The sequence below is a fragment of the Sphingomonas sp. Leaf242 genome (assembly GCF_001422045.1).
Taxonomy (GTDB): Bacteria; Pseudomonadota; Alphaproteobacteria; order Sphingomonadales; family Sphingomonadaceae; genus Sphingomonas.
Window position 1 is genome coordinate 139,201 of record NZ_LMLW01000011.1, and the last position, 22,875, is coordinate 162,075.

Annotated in this window: 17 protein-coding genes and 1 tRNA gene; 8 read left to right on the forward strand and 10 right to left on the reverse strand. The window is 67.2% G+C overall.

Features of this window, described 5'->3' with window-relative positions:
* Positions 1-9: 9 nt before the first annotated feature.
* From kdpA to cpdR, 5 genes are all read right to left on the reverse strand, one after another.
* Entirely contained in the window at positions 10-1,713 is a 1,704-nt protein-coding gene (gene kdpA / locus ASF09_RS16565; protein WP_060527210.1) for a potassium-transporting ATPase subunit KdpA, read from the reverse strand.
* Between the two features lie 13 nt (positions 1,714-1,726).
* A complete protein-coding gene (gene kdpF, locus ASF09_RS16570) occupies positions 1,727-1,816 on the reverse strand; it encodes a K(+)-transporting ATPase subunit F (protein ID WP_022685962.1) in 90 nt (29 codons plus the stop codon).
* A 119-nt stretch (positions 1,817-1,935) separates the two neighbouring features.
* Positions 1,936-3,645, reverse strand: a complete 1,710-nt coding sequence (locus ASF09_RS16575) for an outer membrane beta-barrel protein (protein WP_060527211.1) — start codon at positions 3,643-3,645, stop codon at positions 1,936-1,938.
* Positions 3,646-4,341: 696 nt separating this feature from the next.
* Positions 4,342-4,416 (reverse strand) — tRNA-Val (locus ASF09_RS16580).
* A 44-nt stretch (positions 4,417-4,460) separates the two neighbouring features.
* The gene (cpdR, locus tag ASF09_RS16585) at positions 4,461-4,838 is read right to left on the reverse strand and encodes a cell cycle two-component system response regulator CpdR (protein WP_060527212.1); all 378 of its coding nucleotides are present in this window, start codon (positions 4,836-4,838) and stop codon (positions 4,461-4,463) included.
* Between the two features lie 110 nt (positions 4,839-4,948).
* On the opposite strand from cpdR, the gene ASF09_RS16590 reads away from it, so the two are divergent.
* On the forward strand, positions 4,949-5,809 hold the full coding sequence (locus tag ASF09_RS16590; protein ID WP_060527213.1) for an N-formylglutamate amidohydrolase: 861 nt from the start codon (positions 4,949-4,951) through the stop codon (positions 5,807-5,809).
* Between the two features lie 4 nt (positions 5,810-5,813).
* Here ASF09_RS16590 and ASF09_RS16595 read toward each other — a convergent pair whose 3' ends face one another.
* The 3 genes from ASF09_RS16595 to ASF09_RS16605 form a co-directional block, all read right to left on the reverse strand.
* On the reverse strand, positions 5,814-8,939 hold the full coding sequence (locus ASF09_RS16595) for a TRCF domain-containing protein (protein ID WP_082444386.1): 3,126 nt from the start codon (positions 8,937-8,939) through the stop codon (positions 5,814-5,816).
* A gap of 192 nt (positions 8,940-9,131) precedes the next feature.
* Positions 9,132-10,088, reverse strand: coding sequence for a Gfo/Idh/MocA family protein (locus tag ASF09_RS16600; RefSeq protein WP_060527215.1), 957 nt, complete (start codon positions 10,086-10,088; stop codon positions 9,132-9,134).
* 499 nt (positions 10,089-10,587) lie between these two features.
* On the reverse strand, positions 10,588-11,301 hold the full coding sequence (locus ASF09_RS16605) for a FadR/GntR family transcriptional regulator (RefSeq protein WP_060527216.1): 714 nt from the start codon (positions 11,299-11,301) through the stop codon (positions 10,588-10,590).
* Between the two features lie 141 nt (positions 11,302-11,442).
* On the opposite strand from ASF09_RS16605, the gene ASF09_RS16610 reads away from it, so the two are divergent.
* Together ASF09_RS16610 and ASF09_RS16615 are read left to right on the forward strand one after the other, a co-directional pair.
* Positions 11,443-12,306, forward strand: a complete 864-nt coding sequence (locus ASF09_RS16610) for a 2-dehydro-3-deoxygalactonokinase (protein ID WP_060527217.1) — start codon at positions 11,443-11,445, stop codon at positions 12,304-12,306.
* On the forward strand, positions 12,303-12,935 hold the full coding sequence (locus ASF09_RS16615; RefSeq protein ID WP_060527218.1) for a 2-dehydro-3-deoxy-6-phosphogalactonate aldolase: 633 nt from the start codon (positions 12,303-12,305) through the stop codon (positions 12,933-12,935). The genes ASF09_RS16610 and ASF09_RS16615 overlap by 4 nt, the downstream gene beginning before the upstream one ends.
* Before the next feature lie 204 nt (positions 12,936-13,139).
* On the opposite strand, the gene ASF09_RS16620 is transcribed toward ASF09_RS16615, so the two are convergent.
* Entirely contained in the window at positions 13,140-14,267 is a 1,128-nt protein-coding gene (locus ASF09_RS16620; RefSeq protein WP_082444362.1) for a glycoside hydrolase family 53 protein, read from the reverse strand.
* Entirely contained in the window at positions 14,267-16,747 is a 2,481-nt protein-coding gene (galA, locus tag ASF09_RS16625) for a beta-galactosidase GalA (RefSeq protein ID WP_082444364.1), read from the reverse strand. The genes ASF09_RS16620 and galA overlap by 1 nt, the downstream gene beginning before the upstream one ends.
* Positions 16,748-16,867: 120 nt before the next feature.
* Between galA and ASF09_RS16630 the strand changes: the two genes are divergently transcribed.
* The 5 genes from ASF09_RS16630 (at position 16,868) to ASF09_RS16650 (ending at position 22,821) form a co-directional block, all read left to right on the forward strand.
* Positions 16,868-17,989, forward strand: a complete 1,122-nt coding sequence (locus ASF09_RS16630; protein ID WP_060527220.1) for an 8-amino-7-oxononanoate synthase — start codon at positions 16,868-16,870, stop codon at positions 17,987-17,989.
* Positions 17,986-18,603 (forward strand): dethiobiotin synthase, encoded by a 618-nt coding sequence (gene bioD, locus ASF09_RS16635; protein WP_060527221.1) that lies wholly within the window; start codon positions 17,986-17,988, stop codon positions 18,601-18,603. Before ASF09_RS16630 ends, bioD begins: the two co-directional genes overlap by 4 nt.
* The gene (locus ASF09_RS16640) at positions 18,600-19,859 is read left to right on the forward strand and encodes an adenosylmethionine--8-amino-7-oxononanoate transaminase (RefSeq protein WP_060527222.1); all 1,260 of its coding nucleotides are present in this window, start codon (positions 18,600-18,602) and stop codon (positions 19,857-19,859) included. Before bioD ends, ASF09_RS16640 begins: the two co-directional genes overlap by 4 nt.
* A 92-nt stretch (positions 19,860-19,951) precedes the next feature.
* Entirely contained in the window at positions 19,952-21,070 is a 1,119-nt protein-coding gene (locus ASF09_RS16645; RefSeq protein ID WP_235529866.1) for an extracellular catalytic domain type 1 short-chain-length polyhydroxyalkanoate depolymerase, read from the forward strand.
* 347 nt (positions 21,071-21,417) lie between these two features.
* Positions 21,418-22,821: an MATE family efflux transporter gene (locus tag ASF09_RS16650; RefSeq protein WP_060527223.1), complete on the forward strand. Its 1,404-nt coding sequence runs from the start codon at positions 21,418-21,420 to the stop codon at positions 22,819-22,821.
* Positions 22,822-22,875 lie beyond the last annotated feature (54 nt).

The following is a 22,875-nucleotide window of genomic DNA, read 5'->3' on the forward strand; positions in this document are numbered from 1 at the left end:
GCGCCCCCGTCAGGACAAAGTGCCGCGGATCATCGCGAGATGATCGGCGATGGGACCGAGCGCGAGGCTCGGCAGGAAGGTCAGGCCACCCAGGATCAGCACGATGCCGACGAGCAGACCGACCCACAGGCCGCCGGTCGTCGGGAACGAGCCCGCGCTTTCCGGCGTGTATTTCTTCGCGGCCAGGCTGCCGGCGATCGCCAGCATCGGCACGATGATGAAGAACCGGCCGACCCACATCGCAACGCCCAGCAGGCCGTTGTAATAGGGCGTGTTGGCGCTCAGCCCGGCGAACGCCGACCCGTTGTTGCCGACCGCGCTGGTGAAGGCATAGAGGATCTCCGAGAAGCCGTGCGGCCCCTTGTTGAGTGGCCCCGCCAGCCCCTGCGCCAGCACCGACGACAACGCGGTGAGACCGAGGATCATCAACGGCAGCACCGCGATCGCCAGCACCGCGAGCTTGACCTCGCGGCTCTCGATCTTCTTGCCGACATATTCGGGCGTGCGACCGACCATCAGTCCGGCGACGAACACCGCCAGGATCGCGAACAGCAGGAAGCCGTAGATGCCGGCGCCGACGCCGCCGATCACGACCTCGCCCAGCTGGATGTTGAACAACGGGATCATGCCGCCCAGCGCGGTGAAGCTGTCGTGCATCGAATTCACTGCGCCGCACGAGGCCGCCGTGGTGACGACAGAGAACAACGCGGACGCGGCGATCCCGAAGCGGACCTCCTTGCCCTCCATGTTGCCGCCCGCGACGCCGAGATGATGCAGCACGGGGTTGCCGGCGGCTTCCTGCCAATAGGTCACGGTGACGCCGGCGAGGAACAGGATCACCATCGCCGACAGGATCGCCCAGCCCTGCTTGGTGTTGCCGACCGCCTTGCCGAACGTCCAGGTCAGGCCGAACCCGATCAGGAAGATCGACAGCATCTGGATCAAATTGACCAGCGCGGTCGGGTTCTCGAACGGATGCGCCGAGTTCGCGTTGAAGAAGCCGCCACCATTGGTGCCGAGCATCTTGATCGCTTCCTGGCTGGCGACCGGCCCGATCGCGAGGACCTGCTTGACGCCTTCGAGCGTGGTCACGTTGACCGTCGCGGCGAACGTCTGCGGCACACCCGATGCGATCAGGAACACCGTATAGACGACGCACACCGGCAGCAGCAGATACAGCGTGATGCGCGTCATATCGGCCCAGAAATTGCCGATCGCCTTCGATTCACGCCGCGCGAACCCGCGGAACAGCGCGAACGCCAGCGCGATGCCGGTCGCCGCGCTCAGGAAATTGTGGATCGTCAGGCCGAGCATCTGGCTGAGGTTCGACATCGTCGACTCGCCCGAATAGCTCTGCCAGTTGGTGTTGGTGGTGAAGCTGACCGCGGTGTTGAACGCGAGGTTCGGCGACAGCCCGGCGAGCCCCTGCGGGTTACCCGGCAGCACGCCCTGCAGACGCAGCACGGCATAGGTGAACGCCATCAACGCGACGTTGAACACGAGCATGTGCAGCGCGTACCGCCGCCAGCCCTGCTCGGCCTGCGGATCGATCCCGGCAAGCTTGTAGAATCCGCGCTCGACGGGTCCGAGGACGACGTGGAGCGGAGTGCGGCGGCCTTCGTACAGCGCGAACAGCCACAGGCCGACCGGTTTGGTCAGCGCGAGCAGGATGGCGACGAAGCCGAGGATCAGGAACCAGCCCTGGATTGTCATGATGCCGCCTCCTTCAGAAGCGTTCGGGGCGGATCAGGACCGCCACCAGGTAGATGAGCAGGCCAAGCGCAGTCAGTGCCGCGAGCCAGAGATCGAGAGTCATCGCATCCCCCTCATGCGTTGTCGCACAGACGGGCATAAGCAAGCGTCGCCGCCACCAGCCCGACCATCACGAGGATCCAAATAAGGTCTTCCATTTTTAGGCCCTCCTGCTCGTGTCGACTAGAAATGAAGGATCGCATCGCCCGATAGGGCAACGAGATACCGCTTATTCGCGACTATGCTTAAATTAGAATTGCCGTTGAAGGCGTTAGCGTCGAGCGCGCGGTAATACGCGAGTTCGGGTCGTATCTCGATCTGCGGCGAGAACCAGTGTTGATAGCCGATCGCACCCGCGACGTACCGAGTCTTCGCGCCGGTACGCTGCCCCTTCTCGTCGTCGAGATACTCGCCGCGCAAGGTGATGTTGTTGAGCGGCGTCGGCGTGAAGTTCAGATAGGCGAGCGCCGATTGCGCATGCGCCGAGCACCGCAACACGTCGACGCTGTTGCACTGCGCCAGGCTGGGGGCGTTGAACGGCAGACGCTGCGGGCTGAACGGCGTGCCGCCCATCGCATACGCGTTCTGGACGACGGGGTTCAGCCCGTTCGGCACGTTCTTCTGGTAGAGATTATAGCTTTCGAACGCGACATGCCACTTGTCGGTGAAACGGTGATAATAGGTCAGACCGCTCCACTGCAGATTGTTGTAGCCCCACTCGCCGTTGTTGATCGCGTTGGTGCAGACGTAAAACGAGTCCCGCCCGCTATTCGACTGGTAGCGGACGCAGCCCGTGAACGAGGCCTGCGCGCCGGGATCCTTGCGATAGGTCGTGCCGGGGTAGAGCGGATTGGGAAAGGGGTTCGTCACCCGCTTGCCGACATTCCACAACGCGGTCTCGCTGCCATCGGTCACGGCGCCCTGGACGAACCAGTTCTTCGTCACCGCCAACGTCGCCATGACGCCGGTGTTCGTATAGTTGTCGAACGTGTACGTCATCGAATGCGAATACATGTAGTTGTTCGGCGCGAGCTGCGCCTCGATATCCGGCGCCGCGATGAACCGGCCGACCCTGATCACCAGACCCTGCGCGATCTTCGGAATATAGACCTCGCCGTAGACCATCGGCAGATCGTAGCCATAGTCGTTGTTGTGCTTCAGGAGCTGGTTGCTGAACAGACCGAGCGAGGTGGTATAGCGGTAATCGACGCCGTAGATGCCGGCGACGCGGAATCCCCAGTCGACATGGTCCTGCTGCACCGTATCGGGCGTGCGCTCGACATAGACGACGGCCTGGTCCAGCTGGATACGGCGCGGCTGATAGTCATATGCCGCAGGCGCATTGCCCCCCGGCACGGACGACGAGCTGTAATTGCCGCCGACATCGAGCCAGCCATAGACCTGGACATGTGCGCTCGCGAGCGCGCGACCGATGCCAGTGGGGGCGATCGCGGTCATCAACGGGCTGTCGACGGACGCTGGCCGGTTCGCACCGATGCTCGTCGCACCGCCATAGGGCCATTCGGTAAACGGCAAGGGCGGCGTCGTCGCAGGCTGGGCGGGCCATCCTTCGCGACGCGACGCCGGCGCATTGGGATCCGACGGCGCACCGGCATGCCCCATCTCCAGCGCATAATAGCGCGTGAACCGGGTAAGGACACCGTCGCCGAGATTGTCCGTCGTATAGGCCCCGCCGGCGTTCGACGCGCCCGCGCTCGACGGATTGGTGCTCGACGAGGCGGCACTCGACGGGTTGATGCTCGATACGTTGGGGGGCGCGCCGGCGGGCGAGTCCGCAGGCGCGGCGACCGCGGCATCGCCGACCGTCTGCGCATGCGCTGCTACGGTCGGCAGCCCGAAGGTGCACAGGAACGCAGCAAAAGCTTTCTTCATTACTTCCCCCTTGATCGACCACCGTTGAACGGCCTGCGTTGAACGACGTGGCGACGGTGTTGAGGGCAGCGCATCTGGCGTAAGGCCCATAGCAATTCGAGACCGATTCCAGCGTTTCGCGTATAGCCGGCGTATAGTCGGGCCCGCGCAGGCGAATTATCGGACCCGACGCTGAGGTCGCGCGCATAGGTCGCACGCAGTCAACCGGCATGGCGATCAGCGATGCCCGATCCTGGGTATCACCCAGATCGGTCGCGAATGGAGTCGTGCGACCATACGCAGCACCCGCAACTCGATCGCACACGCGATGTGACACACGGTGCTTATGCCCTCACGGTACCGCAACATCGAAAGATTGTGGTTCGCGAAACCGCGGACCCGGGACCCCGTCGGTAGCTATCCTCTTCAAACAAGTACGGGTCCGCAGTCGTACGACACGATGCCCTTCCTTGTTCTCCCGCGAAGGCGGGAGCCCCGTCTGGATCCCCGCCTTCGCGGGGAAACAAGTCTTTCTCGAAGGGGATAGCTGTCGAACCCGTCCGGGGTGACGGAGCAATTTCGGCAGTGCTGCGCGCCCACCAAGCTGAACGTCGATCGGCCATGACACACGTCAAACGCACGCAGGACGAATTGCATCATGACCGGCGTCAAATGCAAAAAAGCCCTGGTAACTCATCGAGCTACCAGGGCTTTCTATGGTGGGCGTGGCAAGGATTGAACTTGCGACCCCTGCGATGTCAACACAGTGCTCTACCACTGAGCTACACGCCCGCCGGACGGCTCCACTAGCCGCGGTTATCGCGGCGTGCAAGCGTTCAATGCATGCCCGTCACATTATCCATCTCGAACAGCCGATCGACCTCGGCAACGAGGTCGCGCAGATGGAACGGCTTCGACAGCACGCGGGCGTTCGGCATCGCCCGCCCGGCCTTCAGGGTGACCGCCGCGAAGCCGGTGATGAACATCACGCGCAGGTCCGCGCACATCTCCCCTGCCTTCTGCGCAAGCTCGATCCCGTCCATCTCGGGCATGACGATGTCGGTCAGCAACAGGTCGAACGTCTCGGTTTCGAGCAGCGGGATCGCCGCGGTGCCGCGGTCGACCGCGGTCACCGCATAGCCCGACCGTTCGAGCGCACGCGTCAGATATTCGCGCATGACCTGATCGTCTTCGGCCAGCAGGATTCGCAACATCGATCTAAAGTCCCGTTTTCGCACAGCATCGTTGCAGCCGACCTAGCCGCAAAGCGGTTAAGATTTCCAGATCGATTGCCCGCATCGCGCGGTCGCCCTAGCGTGGATCGATGCCATCCGCCCCGTTTACCCCGCTCCCGTTCGAACGCTTCGGCACGACGCCGCCGTCGAGCCCGGTGGTGATCTCCGTGCCGCATGCGGGCCGCGAGTATCCGCTCGCGCTGAAAACGGCGTTGCGCGTGCCCTTGGCCGGGCTGCTGCCGCTGGAGGATCGGCTCGTCGATGCGGTCGCCAAGGCGGCACGGACGCGCCAGACCACGATCGTCCAATTGCGCGCGCGCGCGTGGATCGATCTGAACCGCAGCGAAGACGAACGCGATCCGCTGATCGACGAGGGGGCGACGACGACTCCGCTGGCGCAGCAATCCGCCAAGCTGCGCAGCGGTCTGGGCCTCGTGCCACGCCGGACATCGGCTGCCGGCGATCTCTGGGCGCGGCGGTTCACCGATGCCGAGATCACCACGCGGATCGTCGAGGATCATCGCCCGTATCACGACGCGGTCGGCGCCGCGCTCCAGGCGGCGCGCGCACGGTTCGGGATCGCGGTGCTGCTCGACGTGCATTCGATGCCACCACTCGCGCCCGGCGGTCCCCGCATCGTGATCGGCGACCGCTTCGGCCATGCGGCGGATGGCCGGTTCGTCGAGGTCGTCGAAGCGGCCTGCGTCGGACACGGCTTTTCGGTCGCGCGCAACGCACCCTATGCAGGCGGGCATATCCTCGAACGGCACGCCGCGCCCGGTACCGGGATCCACGCGATCCAGCTGGAACTCGACCGCACGCTGTATCTCGATCGCAAGCACCATGCCCCGGGGGCCGGTTTCGCCCGCGTCGTCGACCTCGTCCGCGTCATGCTGGACGCGCTGACGGAGGAAGCCCGCATAGCGCCGCTAGCCTTCGCCGCGGAATAACCCGTCAGTCGGTCATCGCGCCCAGCAGGTCGGCGATCTTCGCGCCGCGCTCGACCGAATCGGGAATCGTCTCGCGCGCGATCCACCGCCCGGTCTTCTCGACCAGCTCCTCCAGCGGTTTTGCTACGCGTCGATCGTGCGGGGTGAACGCGATCGCCGCCGGCCCTGCATCGATCCGCTGGATACCAGCCTGCCGCGCGAGCATCCGAATCCTGGCGACGTGCAGCAGGCGCTGCGCCGGATCGGGCATCGCGCCGAAGCGATCATCGAGTTCCGCCTCGAACCGATCGAGCGTCGCCACGTCGGCGATCCGCGCGAGCCGCCCGTACAGCGCGAGCCGGACCTCCTCTTCGGGAATCCAGTCCTCGGGCAGGCTGCCGCCCAGTTCGAGATGCAGTTCGGGCACCCAGTCGTCGATCGGCTCCCCGCCGTCCTGATCGATCCGCGCCTGCTGCAGCGCCCGCACGAACAGATGCTGGTACAGGTCGATGCCGATCAGTTTCATGTGCCCGGCCTGCGCCTCGCCGACCAGATCGCCCGCGCCGCGCAAATCGAGATCGCGCGCGCTGATCGCGAACCCCGCCCCCAGCCGGTCGAACGCCTGGAGCGTGTTCAGCCGCTTCAACGTCGCCGGCGCGATCGTCGCATCGCCATCGGTCAACAGCATCACCTGGCCACGCCGCCCGCCGCGACCGACCCGCCCGCGCAACTGGTGAAGCTGCGACAGGCCGAACCGATCGGCGTGATGGACGATCATCGTGTTCGCCCGCGGCACATCGAGACCCGCCTCGATGATATTGGTCGCCAGCAGCACGTCGCCGTCGCCCGCCGCAAACGCGACCATCGCCTCGTCGATCTCAGCCGCGGGCATCTTGCCATGCGCCTGGACCAGCCCGAGTTCGGGCACGAGCTTGGCGAGCCTGGCCGCGAGCGGCGCCATGTCCTCGATCCGGGGCACGACGACGAAGCTCTGCCCGCCTCGCGCGCGTTCGCGCCGCAACGCGGCGCGAACGACGCTATCGTCGAAGCTGGAGACCGCGGTGCGGATCGGCTGGCGGCGTGCCGGCGGGGTCGCGATGATCGACAGGCCCTGCAGACCGACCATCGCCGATTGCAGCGTGCGCGGGATCGGCGTCGCGCTCAGCGTCAGGACATGCCCGGCGCCTAAATCATGGAGCTTGGCCTTGTCCGCGGTCCCGAACCGCTGTTCCTCGTCGATCACCACCAGCGCGAGATCGCGGTAGGTCACGCCCTTGCCGGCGATCGCGCCGGTCCCGATCACGACGCCGATCGATCCGTCGGCGAGGCCTGCACGGACGCGCGCCTTGTCCGCGCTGCTCGACAACCGCGACAGGCCGGCGACGACGATCCCGGTCCCCTCGAACCGCTTGGTGAACGTCTCGATATGCTGGCGGACCAGCACCGTCGTCGGTGCGGCGATAGCGACCTGCCGCCCGGAGAGCGCGACGGCGGCGGCCGCACGCAAGGCGACCTCCGTCTTGCCGTAGCCGACGTCGCCGATCACCAGCCGGTCCATCGGCTTGCCGCTTGCGAGATCGGACAGCGTCGTCGCGATCGCGCGCGCCTGATCGGGCGTCTCGGTGAAGGCGAACCCGGCGGCGAAGCGCTCATACGCCGCCCGGTCCGGCTCGATCGGATCGGTCGTGCGGGCGTCGCGCTCGGCGGCCAGCTTGGCGAGATCGCGCGCGCTCTCGGCGATCGTCGCGTCGATCGCTCCGCGGCGCTTCTGCCACGACGCGCCGTCGAGCGTATCAAGCGTCACCGCGTCCTCGTCGGCACCATAGCGCCAGATTCGGTCGGCCTCCGCGACCGGTACGAGCCGGCGTCCGCCCTTGGCATATTCGAGGACGATGGCGTCGCCGCCCGTATCAGGCAGCGCCTGCAAGCCACGGACGATCCCGATCCCGAACGTCTCGTGGACGACGACGTCGCCGCACCGCAATTCGCTCGACAGGATGGATTGCGCGACACGACCGTCGGCCATCTCATGGCTGCCGGCCCGCCCCCCGAGCAGATCGGCGGCCGCGACGACGGTAATCCCGCCGACGACGAACCCGCGATCGATCGGCGCGTCGAGTAGCAGCGCCTGTCCCGGCTTGGCGGCGAGCACACCGGCCCAATCGTCGACCGGATCGAACGCGGTCTTCGCAGCGCGCTCCAGCCGAGGCCGCAGGAACCGCAGATCGCGAGACGATCCGGCGATCACCAGCCGTCCGTCGGCGAGCACATCCTTGGCAAACCGGGCGAAAGCGCGGGTCGGATCGCGGCGCTCGATGAAGCGCGGCGGCAAGTCGTCGGCGATCTGAAACGCGGTCGTCTCGCGCTCGGCCATCGCCGCGGCCCACGCCTTGTCGAGAACCAGTTCCACAGCCGCCTTGCGCCGCGGCAGACCATCAGCAGCAACTGCGAGAAAACGCTCGCGACGACGTCCGGCACCGGGATCGAGCGCAACCGCCGCGCCGGGCAGATGCGCGAGGATCGTCTCGCCCTGTTCGACGGCGGGCTCGGTCGCGCGACCGATCTCGATCGCATCCAGGTCGCCCTGGCTCAACTGCGAGACCGGATCGTAGCGGCGCAGCGACGTGATCCTGCCATCGGCGAACTCCACGCGGACCGGCAGGTCGCGATCGACCGGGAAGATGTCGACCACACCGCCGCGCACCGCGATCTCGCCGGGTTCGTCGACGCGGTCGTCGCTGACATAGCCGATCTCCGCCGTGGTCGCGGCGAACGCATCGAGATCGAGCGTATCGCCGGGCGCGAGCCTGGGCGGGACGACGTCGAACATCGCCGGTGCCGGATAGCGCACCGCGCTGGCCTCCGCCGTCGTCACCAGCAGGATCGATGCGCGCCCCGCTTCGATGCCGGCGCGCAACCGCCGCAACGCCGCCACGCGCAGACCGACATTGGCCGGCGATGCGGGAGCGTCGTCGCCGGGCAGCGCGTCGCTCGACGGCAGATGGACCACCAGCGCGGCAGGCGAAAGCGCAGCGACGATCGCGGCGATCTCGGTCGCGCGCCGATCGTCGGACGCAATGTAGACGAGGTTAGCGTCCGCCAATCGCTCGGCGATCGCGGTTGCCAGTGGCGCCACCGCGATCGCCTCCATCGCGATGCCGTATTCCTGCTCGACCTGCGGACTGACCTGAAGCACCGATACGCATCCTTATCCTCGGCCCTTGCCGGGCTCGCATAAGGACAGAACGTGAGGCCTATCGGCGCGTTCCTGACCGCTTATCGTCGATCAAGGCATTTGTATCCTGCGTTACTTGGCGCGCGGAAAATCGATCCTCCGCGCGTATTACCAGGCGAACGCGGGAACGATCGTGCGCCGCCCCACCAGGAACGCATCCGCGACAAGCCGCAGCGGCGTGACGTCCACCGCACTCGACCGCGCCCGCACCAGCTCGGCGAACTTGCCGTACAACCGCGCATATTCGGCATCCGGCGCCTCGCTGACGTCGCCGTCCATCTCGAGCACGGATCCGCCCATCCGCAACGTCAGTCGACCGCCATCGGTATCGACGACGATGTCCCATTGCTGCGGTCCTTCGTGGAGGAAATCAAACGTCGCAGTCACCGGCACACGCGCCCCCGCCGCCCCGTCGCACGACAGGCGCAGATCGGAAGCGAGCGGCGACATCCGCCCCTCGGGCACGTGCATCTCGGCATCGTCGACCGTCCAGCCGCCGGGCAGGATCTCGGTCGCGATCGACAGCGCGTTGATCCCCGGATCGAACACGCCGAACCCGCCGGCCTCCAGGATCCAGTCCTGGCCGGGGTGCCAGCGGCGGATATCCTCACGCCAGTCGATCGTAACGCGCTCGACCCGCCGCCCTTCGAGCCATTGGCGCGCCGGGGCGACGCCCGCCGCCTCGCGTGAGTGCCAGGTCGCGAACAGCGTCCGGCCCGCCGCGACCGCATGCGCCTCGATCCGGGTGACCTCCGACAGCGTAGCCGCGGACGGCTTTTCCATCATCACATCGAGCCCGGCATCGATCGCCGCCATCGCGATCTCGGCGCGGCCGACCGGCGGCGTGCACAGCGACACCGCGTCGAGGTCGTGCCCCGCCGCCACCAGTTCGGCGATATCGCGGTAGTTCGCGACGCCGTCGACCACCGCGTTGCGACTGACCGCCGCGACCAGTTCGAACCGGGGATCCTGCGCGATCGCCGGCAGATGCTGATCACGCGCGATCTTGCCGACCCCGACGATGGCGAGGCGGATCGGCTTCGGGGACGACAGGTCAACAGCCATGCAGGAATCCTCTGAGATTTGTCTTACTTTTCATAGGCGGCAGGAGGTCGGCGATCAACGGTAACCCGCATCACTCCGTCTTGCGAAACGTCACGCCTGGCGAAAGGTTTTCAACCAGGTTTCGCTGAAGAAGATCGACATGCAGCGTGTTGGGCGCGCGCCGTCCTAAAATCTTTCCGTCCCCCGGACTGGTTCGACGCTTATTCCCGTCAAACCTGTAACCGTCATTCCCGCGGAGGCGGGAACCCATACTGGCAAGCCTCGCGATAGAATCGCGACCGTTTGAGCTTATGGATCCCCGCCTCCGCGGGGATGACGGAGCATGGGATGTCGGAGAGGTATACCTGTCGACGAGTTCCGGGGTCCGTTCCATACGCCAAATCTCATGGATTTCGCAGTACCGCCAATGCCGGGTTCAGCCTCTCCCAAGCAAACCCGAATGGTCCGGCATGGCAAAGAAAAAGCGGAGTTGGCGGTTAAAACCGACCGTCGATACGCCTCAGTCCTCGCCAATCAGCACCAGCACGTCGCCAATGATCCGCGTCATCGCCACCCTCGCCGCCGCAGGATCGCGCGCGATGATCGCGTCGGCCACCGCGGCATGGTCGGCGATGTTCGCCGACCGGCCCTTGATCCGGTTGGTAAAGCGGATCGAGGTACGTAGCGCGGTCGACACCACCGACTGGAACTGTGCATAGAACGGGTTCTTCGACGCGCGCAGGATCGCGACATGGAACGCGATATCGGCCTCCAACGGATCGGTCAGCCCCGCTTCGCCGGCCTCCATCTGCGCCAGTCCCTCGCGGATCGCCTGCAAATCCGCCGCATCGCCGAACCGGGCCGCCAGCGCCGCCGCCTCGGGTTCGATCGCCACGCGCAACTGGTTGAAGTGCCGCAACAACTCGACCGAGAACTTGCGCTCGAGCGTCCAGCGCAGCACGTCGGTATCGAACAGGTTCCAGGCGCTGGCCGGCTGCACCACCGTGCCCTGACGCGGCCGAGCGCTGACCAGGCCCTTGGCGGTCAGCATCTTGACCGCCTCGCGCGTGACCGAGCGGCTGACCCCGTGCGTCTTGGCGATCTCCGCCTCGGTCGGGAACTGCCGCGTCTCGTAGCGCCCGGTCACGATCGCCCGCCCCAGTGTATCGAGCATGCCGTGGGTGAGGTTGCGACCCGCGACGGCGCCGGGCGGAAATGTCTCGCTGTCTGTCATGTTGGTAGCCATCGCCCGAGTTCTGACGCAACATGCCCCTGCTGTCACGTTTCCAAGCTCCTTACTGGACTTGCTCCTATTATCGTATAAATATCTCTGCAGATGCGATCGCAAGGTCGGGCTAGAATCGAGAGCGTGACCATGAGCCCATTTATCGCCGTCGACTGGGGCACGACCAACCGGCGTGCGTTCCGGATCGAGAACGGCAGCGTGGTGGCGACCGAACGCGACGATCGCGGCGCGGCAACCGTCGCGGCCGACGAGTATGAGGCGGAGGTTGCGGGCATTCGCGACCGGCTCGGCGACCTGCCGATGCTGCTCGCCGGGATGGTCGGATCGAACATCGGCTGGCGCAGCGTACCCTATGTCGCCGCGCCCGCGGGCCTGCCGCAGATCGCCGCCGCGCTCGACCGGGTCGACGCGCGCACCGCGATCGTACCGGGGCTGTCGTACCGTGACGGCCTGCATGCCGACGTCATGCGCGGCGAGGAGGTTCAATTGCTCGGCGCGGTCGCCGCCGGGCTGGTCCCGCCCGACGCGCTGCTGTGCCAGCCGGGCACGCATTGCAAATGGGCGACCGTCGAGGCCGGCGCGATCATCCGGTTCACGACCGCGATGACCGGCGAACTGTTCGCGCTGCTCCGCGCGCACGGCGTCCTCTCGCGCCAACTCGGCCACCCGGTCAAGCCGGGCGCGGCGTTCCTCGACGGCGTCGCGGAAGGTGCGAAACGCGATCTCGCCGCCAGCCTGTTCGCGATCCGCGCGCGCGGCGTGCTCGGGTTGGCCGACGACGCGGACGCCGCCTCGTTCGCGAGCGGACTGCTGATCGGCGCGGATACCGCCGCGCGGATCGAGCCCGGCGCGACCGTCCACATCCTCGCCGATCCCGCGCTCGGCGCGCTGTATGCCGGCGCGATCGATGCGCTCGGCGGCACCGCACACCATATAGAGAGTCAGGCCGCATTCGTAGCCGGCATCACTCGCATCCAGGACCTTGCCGCATGACCGACCACCGCCAGGCCTTCGACGCCGCCTTCGCCAAATGCCCGCTGATCGCGATTCTGCGCGGCGTGAAGCCCGACGAGGTCGAGGCGATCGGCGAAGCACTGGTCGCGGCCGGGTTCACGATCCTCGAAGTGCCGATGAACTCGCCCGATCCGCTCGACAGCATCGCCCGGCTGGCGCGTAAGCTCGAGGGTCGCGCGGTGGTCGGTGCCGGCACCGTGCTGCGCGTCGAAGATGTCGAAGCCGTCGGCGCGGCGGGCGGCACGCTGATCATCGCCCCCAACGCGAACCTCCGCGTGATCGCCGCGGCGGCCGAGCGCGGCTATGTCGCGCTGCCCGGCATCGCCACCCCGACCGAGGCGTTCGCCGCACTCGACGCAGGCGCCGCCGCGCTCAAGCTGTTTCCCGCCGAGGCGGCCAGCCCGACCGTCCTGAAGGCGATGCGCGCCGTCCTCCCCAAGGATACGCGCGTGTTGCCGGTCGGCGGGATCGTGCCGGAAGGCATGGCGGCCTGGACTCAGGCGGGCGCAGCCGGGTTCGGGCTCGGTTCCGCCCTGTACGCCCCGGGAATGACCGCAGCCGATGTCGGCGCCCGCGCAGCCGGGTTCATCGCGGCGCTGAAGGGCTGAATGATCCTCCCCCGCCAGGGGGAGGATAGAAAACCGCGCCAATTGCGATCGAACAAGTTGCGCGGGGTACTTCTCCGTCATTCCCGCGGAGGCGGGAACCCATACTGGCTGGCCTCACGACAGGATCGCGACCCCTTGAGGATATGGATCCCCGCCTGCGCGGGGATGACGATACAGTGTGGGATTGGAGCCAAAGCCCGCCCGCTACTTCGCCCGCCTCACATACCGCCGCCCAAGAAAATCGAACGCCGGCAGCGCCTCGTGCCGCTTCAGCCCGAACCACGCCGCGTTCTCCCAGTTGGACCCCGTCCCCCAGCGCGTCTTGCACCCGGTCGAGACCCAGCCTGGCTCCCAATACACCACGCCGATCCCACCCGCATCGACCACCGTCTGCGTCAGGTCGACGAGATAGTCGCGCTGCCCGATCGGCGTCGCGGGATAGCCCGGCAGCAGCGAATCCGCACCGAGCAGATCGGGTGACGCGTCCTCGCCGACCGGACTGAACGGATAGGCGGTCTCGACGACGATCACATCCGCCTTGTACCGCGCCTTCGCCGCCGCGATCGTCGCGCCCAGTTCGGCGGGCGTCCGCGTCGACCATTTGCGGTAATAGCTGATCCCGATCACGTCGAAATCGCGCACGCCCGCCTTCGCCGCCGCGTCGAACCACGCCGCGACATGCTCGGGCTGCGCGATGTGGAGCATGATCCGCGGGTTGATCGTCGCAACCTTGCCGGCGTCGCGCACCGCCTTGATTCCGGCGTTGAGCAACGTCGCATTACGCATCCAGTCGATCGTGTGGTCCTTCAGATTGCCTTTCGGCAACGGCCCCATGACCTCCGGATTGGTCTCGTTGCCGACCTGCACCATCTCCGGCATCAAGCCCTGAGCGTCGAGCGTGCCCAGCACATCGCGCGTGTAGGCATACAGCGCCTTCGCCTGTCCTGCGGTGTCGAGCTTCGCCCAAGCGGCGGGCGCGATCTGCTTCTCGCCGTCCGCCCAGTCGTCCGAATAATGGAAATCGAGCAGTACCTGCATTCCCGCCGCCTTCGCGCGGCGGATCGTCTTCGTCACATCGGCGAGATCGCTGTATTTCGTCCATTTCGCGTCGTTCCAGATCCGGACGCGGACGATGTTGCCGCCCTTCGCCTTCATCAGCGCGAACGGATCGACCGGCTTGCCGTTCGCGCGATAGACCGCGCCACAATCCTCCATCTCGTTGACGTAGGACAGGTCTGCACCGAGGTAGAGTCCGTGCGCCGGCTTTGGCGCGAGCGGCTGCGCGGTCGCAGTCGAGGCAAACAGCGCGAGGCCGAGAGCGATACGACGCATCAACGGTCTCCCTTGGGCATCGCCATGATCCGCAGCGAAGCGGGCTTGATCCCCTCGCCGCTCACCCGCACCGCAAACGGCCCCGGCTGCTCGCCGACCCGGACGATCGCCTGCGCGAGCCCGTGGAACGCACGGCGCTGCGTCGCGACGTCGGGCTCGAGGCTGGTCGGATCGCCGTTGCCGACGCCGATCACCGCCGCGCCGCCGCTCGTCTCGAACCGCAGCAGCGTATCCGCATCGGGTACCGGCCGGCCGCGCGCATCGACGACCTCCGCCTTGAGCATGACGACATCGTTGCCGTCCGCCTTCGCCACGCGCCGATCAGCGGTCAGCCGCACCGCTGTCGCCGCCCCCGCAGTCTCCCGCACCGACGCCGCCACGCACCGCCCCTTGTTAAAGCCGCGCGCCTCGAGTCTGCCCGGCGCATAGGGGACGCTCCACGCGAGATGCCCGTTGCGCGGCATCGGCTTCCGCCCGAGCGACCGCCCGTTGAGCAGCAGCTCGACCGCGTCGCAATTGCCGTGCGCCCAGACCTCGATCGGCTGGCCCTCGCGGCCGGGCCAGCTCCAATGCGGCAACAGATGGACCTGCGGCAGATCCGGTCGCCACCACGCGCGGTAGTAATGGAAATTGTCCTTCGGGAAGCCGCAGGTATCGAGCACGCCGAAATAGCTCGATATGCTCGGAAACTGCGCGAACGGGGTCGGCTCGCCGCGATAATCGAATCCGGTCCAGATGAACCCGCCCGCGATATACGGCCGCGTCGCCGCGATCGACCACCAGCCCTCTGCGGTCGACGCCCACCACGGATGTTCGGTGTCGTACGCGCGCACCACATGCGCGGTGGCGTCGTTGAAATACGCCCCCCGCGTGCTGACGGTGCTGCCGGTCTCGGTACCCATCGTCGGCACGTCGGGAAAGCGCTGGTGGAACGCCTCGATCTTGTCGGTGCGATAGTTGAAGCCGACCACGTCGACGACCTTCGCCGCACCGCTGTCCCAGCTATTGTCGAACGCAAACGTCGTCGGTCGGGTCGGATCGAGCTTCCGCACCGCCGCCTGCATCTCGGACGTAACCCGCGCGCCCTTCGCCGAGCCCTGTTGCGGCTCCTCGTTGCCGAGCGACCAGGCGATCACGCTCGGCCGGTTACGATCGCGGCGGACGATCCGGTCGAGCTGTGCCATCGCCTCGTCGTCGCTGCTGTTGAGCCGTGCCTCGACGATCATCATCATGCCCGCCGCGTCGCACACGTCGAGCAGCGCGGACGCCGGCGGGTTGTGCGCGCTGCGCCAGGCGTTCGAGCCCATGTCCTTCAGTTGCGCGACGCGCCACGCATGCAGCGCATCGGGAATGCCGGTGCCGACCCCTGCATGATCCTGATGATTGCAGCTGCCGAGCAGTTTGACCGGCATGCCGTTGAGCAGGAAGCCGCGCGCGCCGTCGAAGTGGATCGTGCGGATACCGAAGTGCGTGTCGTACCGGTCGACGACCCGACCGCCGATGACGATCTCGGCTTCGACGGTATACAGCTTGGGCGTCTCGACCGACCACAACACCGGCGTCGCGACGTGCGCCTGCTGGTCGAGCACGCGCCGCTCGCCTGTCGGCAGCGTAAAGCGGGTTTCGGGCAAGTCCGCGACCGGGCGTCGATCCGGACCGACGATCCGCTGGCGCACTACGCCCTCGACCGCCGCATCGCTGCTGTTGAGGATTTCGGTCGCGGTCGACACCTGCGCGCCGTCCGACCCCACCTCGGCACGGACCACGGTCCCCCATTGCGGCACATGCACCGGATCGGCGCGGACCAGGTCGACGTGGCGATAGATCCCCGCGCCTTCGTAAAACCAGCCCTCGCCCAGCGTCGCGTCGACACGGACGGTCACGACGTTGTGGCCGCCGTCATAATCGAGGAAATCGTCGATCTCGACGCGGAACGGCGCATAGCCGCTCTCGTTGCGCCCGACGATATGGCCGTTCACGAAGACGAGACAGTCGCGGAACACGCCGTCGAATTCGAGCCACAGCCGCCGCCCGCGATCCCCTGCGGTGACCGCGATCGGACAGCGATACCAGCCGATGCTGTTGGCAGGAAAGTTGCGGCCGATCGCCTTGAACCCATGCGCGGCGACGGCGTCCTCGGTATCCTTCGACGCCGGCGTTGCAGGCGGCGCAAACGGGAGCGCCACCGCCCAGTCGTGCGGCACGCGCACCGGTTGCCACGCGCCATCGTCGAACGCCGGCAGCGCGGCATCCGCGGTCGCCGCGCCCGCCTTGGCGAAGGTCCGCTGGTTGCGTCCGAAGCCGAAATCGCGGTCGAGATCCGCCGCATGGCCGAGATGAAACCGCCAGACGTCGAGCCGCTCCGTCGATCGTGGCGAGCGCGGTACAGGCGCCGCAGAGCCCGCGAACGCTGGCGTGGCGGCAACGGTGAGCGCAGCGGCGCTCTGGCCGAGCACCGCACGGCGAGTAGGATGTGGCAATCAGTCTCTCCCGGTTTTATTTATCGGATAAACTACGTCAGGCGATTGCGCGAGCGTGATTTGCGCCGACGTGCGCATCGCGGGATCGTCTTCGGCGGACGTTGCGACTAGGGCGACACGATGATGTTCGCGGACCACGTCAGAGACCTTGCCAACCTCGCCACAGCGGATCGTCGCCGAACGCTCGCCCCCCGCCGCGGCCTTGATTTCGCCTCGAACGACTATCTCGGTCTCGCCGGATCGGAGCGGCTGCGCGCATCGCTGATCGAGGCCCTGTCGCGCGGCGTGCCGGTCGGCTCGGGCGGGTCGCGGCTGTTGCGCGGCAATGCGCCCGAGCACGAGACGCTGGAGGCGGACGCCGCACGGTTCTTCGGAACCCAAGCGGCGCTGTTCTTCGCAAGCGGCTATGTAGCCAACACGATCCTGTTCGCGACCCTGCCCCAGCGCGGCGACCTGATCGTGCACGATGCGCTGATCCACGCCAGCGCGCACGAAGGCATGCGTCTCACGCGAGCGACCTGCGTCGCCGCCGCGCATAACGATGCCGATGCATTCGAGGACGCGATCACCGCGTGGCGCGCGTCGGGCGGCACCGGCCGCGTGTGGATCGCGGTCGAGAGCCTTTACAGCATGGACGGCGACCAGGCTCCGCTCGTAGCTTTATCCGAAATCGCAGACCGCCACGACGCCGTCCTGCTGATCGACGAGGCGCACGCAACAGGCGTGTTCGGCACCGACGGCCACGGGCTCGCCGAAGCGCTCGACGGGCGCGAGAACGTCATCAGCTTGCGAACCTGCGGCAAGGCGCTGGGGTGCGAAGGCGCGCTGTTGTGCGGACCCGCGACGATGCGCGAATTCATCGTCAATCGCGGGCGCGGGTTCATCTTCTCGACCGCGCCATCACCGCTGATGGCACTGGCGGTCGGCGAGGCTCTGCGGATCGTGGCGGACGAACCGGCGCGCCGGGAGAGGCTCTGGACGTTGATCGCCAAGGCAGAGCGCGTGCTCGCACCCTACGGCGTCGCAGCGACGGGATCGCAGATCCTGCCGCTGGTGCTGGGCGATGCCGCGCGGACGATGCGCGTCGCCGGCGCGATCCAGGCGGCCGGTTTCGACGTGCGCGGGATCCGGCCGCCGACCGTGCCCGAGGGCGGATCGCGGTTGCGGATTTCGTTGACGCTGAACGCGACGGTCGCGGATATCGAAGCTTTGGCCGAGGTCATGGAAGAGGCATTGCAATGACGATCGTCGTTACCGGAACGGACACCGATATCGGCAAGACCGTGTTCGCCGCGGGCCTGACCGCAGCGCTCGGCGCGCGCTACTGGAAGCCGGTGCAAGCCGGGCTCGCGGACGGTAGCGATGCGGCTTCGGTCATGACCCTGGGCGTCCCCGCAGACCACGTCCTGCCCGAAGCGTATCGGCTGACCACGCCGTGCTCGCCGCATCTCGCCGCCGAGATCGACGGCGTCACGATAGATCCGGACCGGCTTGCGCTACCCCAGGTCGATGGTCCGCTGGTGGTCGAAGGCGCGGGCGGCGTGATGGTCCCCGTGACACGCGACCTGATCTTCGCAGACCTGTTCGCGCGGTGGAACACGCCGATCGTGCTAGTCGCGCGCACCGGTCTCGGCACGATCAACCACAGCCTGCTCTCGCTCGAAGCGTTGCGCAGCCGCGGCGTCCCCATCCTCGGCATCGCCTTCGTCGGCGACGCGGTCGAGGATAGCGAAGCGACCATCGCCACGCTCGGCAAAGTCCGGCGCCTCGGCCGCCTGCCCCGCCTCGATCCGCTCAACGCCGCCACCCTGGCCGAGGCGTTCGCCGCGAACTTCGACCTGGCAGCGTTCCGGTGACCGACTCCCCCGTCTGGCACCCCTTCACGCAACACGGCCTGCGCGAGCCGATCCCGCTTGTCACGCATGCCGAGGGCGCCGCGCTCTACACATCGGACGGACGGCGGATCGTCGATGCGATCTCGTCCTGGTGGGTTACGACACATGGCCACGCCAACCCGAAGATCATGGCGGCGATCGCCGAACAGGCGGGCAAGCTCGACCAGATCATCTTCGCCGGCTGGACGCACCAACCCGCCGAGGACCTCGCGCGCGGGCTGACCGCGATCATGCCGCCGGACCTTACGCGAGTCTTCTTCTCGGACTCAGGCTCGACCAGCGTCGAGTGCGCGCTGAAGATGGCGCTCGGCTATTGGCTCGATCGTGGCGAGGATCGTCACCGCATCCTGGTGCTCGAGCACGGCTATCACGGCGATACGATCGGCGCGATGTCGGTCGGCGCGCGCGGCGTCTACAACCGCGCCTATGCGCCGTTGCTGTTCGACGTCGGCACGATCCCCTTCCCCGCTGCCGGCCAAGAACAAGCAACGCTCGACGCGCTGGAAGCCGCCTGCGCCGCACACCCCGCCGCGTTCATCGTCGAGCCACTGCTGCTCGGCGCCGGCGGAATGCACATCTATTCCGCGCACATTCTCGCCGAAATGCGGCGAATCTGCGCAGCGCACGACGTCCTGTTCATCGCCGACGAGGTGATGACCGGCTGGGGCCGCACCGGCACCTTGCTCGCCTGCGAACAGGCGGGCGTGGTGCCCGATATCCTGTGTCTGTCGAAGGGCCTGACCGGCGGCGCGATCCCGCTCGCGGTGACGATGGCGACCGAGGCGATCTACCAGACGCATTACGGCACCGACCGCGCGCGGATGTTCTTCCACTCGTCGAGCTACACCGCCAACCCGATCGCCTGCGCTGCCGCCAACGCGAACCTCGCGATCTGGCGCGACGAACCCGTGCGCGAGCGGATCGCTGACCTCGCCGCACGCCAAGCCTCGCGCCTCGAAGCCCTCGCCCGGCATCCTCGTATCGCGAACGCGCGCCAGATCGGCACGATCACCGCGGTCGAACTCCGCGGCGAGGACGGCTATCTGTCGCAGATCGGCCCGCGCCTGCTCGCGTTCTTCGGAGACCGCGACCTGCTGCTCCGCCCGCTCGGCAACACCGTCTACGTCATGCCGCCCTATTGCATCGACGACCCCGATCTCGACCGGATCTACGCGGCGATCGCCGAAGCATGTGACACGATCGGGCAAGACTCCTGACGCTATTGCTGCATTGCAGCAACAAATGATGTATATGCGACGTTGAGATAAGATCGCGGCCGAGTACGCTGGCGACGAAAGGCTCGAGTCACGTGAGAAACATCGCCGATACCCTCGCCCGCATGGCGCGCGCCGGAGCACCGATCCCACGCGACACCGCGCCCAGCCGCCTGACGCCGCTAGTGGAGTTCGGGACCAACCCGGGTGCGCTGCTCGGCTTCAGCTACGTTCCCGCCAACCTGCCAGCGAACGCGCCACTGGTCGTCGTCCTGCACGGCTGCACGCAGACCGCGGCGGGCTATGACCACGGATCAGGCTGGTCGAAGCTCGCTGATCGTGCGGGTTTCGCGCTGGTCTTCCCCGAGCAGACGCGTGCGAACAACCCTAACCTCTGCTTCAACTGGTTCGCCTCGGAGGACACCGCACAGGCCGGCGGCGAGGCCGAATCGATCGCGCAGATGGCCGAGACGATGATCGCGCGCCACGGCCTCGACCGCAGCCGCGTGTACGTTACCGGGCTGTCGGCGGGCGGCGCGATGACGATGGCGATGCTGGCCACGCGACCGGACCTGTTCGCAGGCGGCGCGGTGATCGGCGGCCTCGCCTACGGTACCGCGACCGGCGTGTCGCAGGCGCTCGACCGGATGCGCGGGCACGGCGACGCTAGCGATACCGCGCTGGTCGATCTGGTCCGCAGCGGCGCGCGTGGCCACGACGGACGCTGGCCGACGCTCGCGATCTGGCACGGCGGCGCGGACGCGACGGTGAGCGTGGCGAACGCGGACACGATTGCGCGGCAATGGCGCGGTATCCACGGCGTCGACGCAAAGGCCGTGCGGACGGAGCGGGTAGGCACCGCCGTCCACCGGATCTGGTCGGACGCGGAAGGGCGTGACGTCGTCGAGGACTGGACCGTGCCAGGCATGGGCCACGGCACGCCGATCGATCCGTTGCGTGGTGAACGACTGGGCGCCGCGGGGCCATTCATGCTCGACGTCGGGATCTCGAGCACGGCGGTGATCGCGAAGTCATGGAGCCTGCTAGCGGCCGCGACGGCGAAGACTGCGGGCAAACCCGCGCCGGTCGAACGCGTCGCCAAGATCGCTATCCCCGTCTCGCCGAAAACTGCGCCGAAGCCCCGCGCCGAAGCCCCCGCCGGTATCCAAGCGACGATCGAGAACGCCCTCCGCGCAGCCGGATTGATGCGGTAGGATAGGGATCGACTAGCGGTTGGGTGCACTCCCGCAACTCCCACCCGTCATCCTGACGAAAGTCAGGATCCAGAGCCAGACAGGACACCGTTCGTTACCCTGGATCCTGACTTTCGTCAGGATGACGGGGTTGGTGAAAACCTCGACCGCCTCAACCGCGCAATCTGCGCGCCATAGCCCGCCCTATCGATCCTCCCCCGCCAGGGGGAGGTGGCAGGCATCAGCCTGACGGAGGGGGGAGGAATGGACGACATCCGTCGCATGTCCTCCCATGCGTCGCCTCCCCTACCAGAAGGACGATCGACGCGAGTAATCGACAAGCCGTGCAACCCGGCTAAAGCCAGCGCATGACGTCCACCCCGCCCCGCCCCTGGCGCACCGAATTCGCCGCCACGCTGAAACTCGCCTGGCCGCTGGTCGCGACGAATCTCGCGCAGGCGCTGGTAGGCGCGACCGACGTGGCGATGCTCGGGCGGCTCGGCTCCGACACGCTGGCGGCGGCGACGCTGGGGCTGAATCTCTACCTCGTCTTCCTGATCTTCGGGATGGGCCTCACCACCGCCGCCGTCCCGATGATAGCGCGCGAGCGCGGCGCGCGGCCGCATGCGGTGCGCGATATCCGGCGGACCGTGCGCCAGACGATCTGGGTCGCCGCCACGCTTTGCCTGCCGTCCTGGATCGTGCTGTGGAACGCCGAGCCGATCCTAGTCCACCTGCTCGACCAGGACCCGCTGCTCGCGCACGAGGCGGCGAGGTTCGTCCGCGCCGTGATGTGGGGAATGCTCCCGAGCCTGTGTTTCCTGGTTCTCCGCGCATTCGTCGCCGCACTTGAGAAACCCGCCTGGTCGCTGGTGGTGATGGTCGGGCTGCTGGTCGTCAACGCCGGGCTCAACTGGCTGCTGATCTTCGGCCACGCCGGCCTCCCCGCGCTGGGCCTGCTCGGCTCGGGCATGGCGAGCAGCATCGCCAACGGCCTGAGCTTCGTCGCGATGGCCGCGGTCATCGTCTACGCGAGGCCGTTCCGCCGCTACCGTCTGCTCGGCCGGTTCTGGCGCGCCGACTGGCCACGATACCGTGCGGTCTGGACGCTTGGCCTGCCGATCGCGATCACGCTCGGGTTCGAGTCCACCGTGTTCATCGCCGCCGTCTTCCTGATGGGCCTGCTCGGCACCGTGCCACTTGCGGCGCATGCGATCGCGATCCAGATCGCCAGCGTCACGTTCATGGTCCCGCTCGGCATCGCCCAAGCCGCCACCGTTCGCGTCGGTCTCGCCTCCGGACGCGGCGATCGCGCCGGTATCGGCCGCGCCGGCTGGGCGGCGTTCGCGATCGGCGAAGGCTTCATGGTGCTGACCGCAACGCTCCTAATCCTAGCCCCGCAAATGCTGATCGGCATCATCCTAGACGTAGACGCGCCCGCCAACGCACCCGTCGTCGCGTTGGCGATCTCGCTGCTCGCGGTCGCCGCGGTATTCCAGGTGGTCGACGGCGCGCAGGTGATCGGCGCAGGCATGTTGCGCGGGCTGGGCGATACCAAGGTGCCGATGCTCTTCGCCGCGATCGGCTATTGGGGCATCGGTATCGGCGTCGGCGCGTGGCTCGCGTTCGGGCGCGGCTGGGGCGGAGTCGGCATCTGGACCGGCCTCGCGACCGGATTGGCGGTAGTATCGGTACTGATGATCGCCCGTTGGCAGGCGCGCGAACGACTTGGCCTCGGCCAAGGCTCGGCTGGCCTCTTTGTCCGACAATAAGGATACATAATCGCGCGAATGTGTTAACGTGTGTTAAACCATAGGAGCGTGACA

Bases quoted from the DNA above. Each gene is read 5' to 3' on its own strand.
- bioD (WP_060527221.1), top strand. From the start codon at position 17,986: ATGACGATCGTCGTTACCGGAACGGACACCGATATCGGCAAGACCGTG.
- ASF09_RS16610 (WP_060527217.1), top strand. From the start codon at position 11,443: ATGAGCCCATTTATCGCCGTCGACTGGGGCACGACCAACCGGCGTGCG.
- ASF09_RS16595 (WP_082444386.1), bottom strand. From the start codon at position 8,939: ATGGAGGCGATCGCGGTGGCGCCACTGGCAACCGCGATCGCCGAGCGA.
- cpdR (WP_060527212.1), bottom strand. From the start codon at position 4,838: ATGTTGCGAATCCTGCTGGCCGAAGACGATCAGGTCATGCGCGAATAT.
- ASF09_RS16630 (WP_060527220.1), top strand. From the start codon at position 16,868: ATGATGTTCGCGGACCACGTCAGAGACCTTGCCAACCTCGCCACAGCG.
- kdpA (WP_060527210.1), bottom strand. From the start codon at position 1,713: ATGACAATCCAGGGCTGGTTCCTGATCCTCGGCTTCGTCGCCATCCTG.
- ASF09_RS16615 (WP_060527218.1), top strand. From the start codon at position 12,303: ATGACCGACCACCGCCAGGCCTTCGACGCCGCCTTCGCCAAATGCCCG.
- ASF09_RS16620 (WP_082444362.1), bottom strand. From the start codon at position 14,267: ATGCGTCGTATCGCTCTCGGCCTCGCGCTGTTTGCCTCGACTGCGACC.
- ASF09_RS16650 (WP_060527223.1), top strand. From the start codon at position 21,418: ATGACGTCCACCCCGCCCCGCCCCTGGCGCACCGAATTCGCCGCCACG.
- ASF09_RS16575 (WP_060527211.1), bottom strand. From the start codon at position 3,645: ATGAAGAAAGCTTTTGCTGCGTTCCTGTGCACCTTCGGGCTGCCGACC.
- ASF09_RS16600 (WP_060527215.1), bottom strand. From the start codon at position 10,088: ATGGCTGTTGACCTGTCGTCCCCGAAGCCGATCCGCCTCGCCATCGTC.
- kdpF (WP_022685962.1), bottom strand. From the start codon at position 1,816: ATGACTCTCGATCTCTGGCTCGCGGCACTGACTGCGCTTGGCCTGCTC.
- ASF09_RS16590 (WP_060527213.1), top strand. From the start codon at position 4,949: ATGCCATCCGCCCCGTTTACCCCGCTCCCGTTCGAACGCTTCGGCACG.
- ASF09_RS16605 (WP_060527216.1), bottom strand. From the start codon at position 11,301: ATGACAGACAGCGAGACATTTCCGCCCGGCGCCGTCGCGGGTCGCAAC.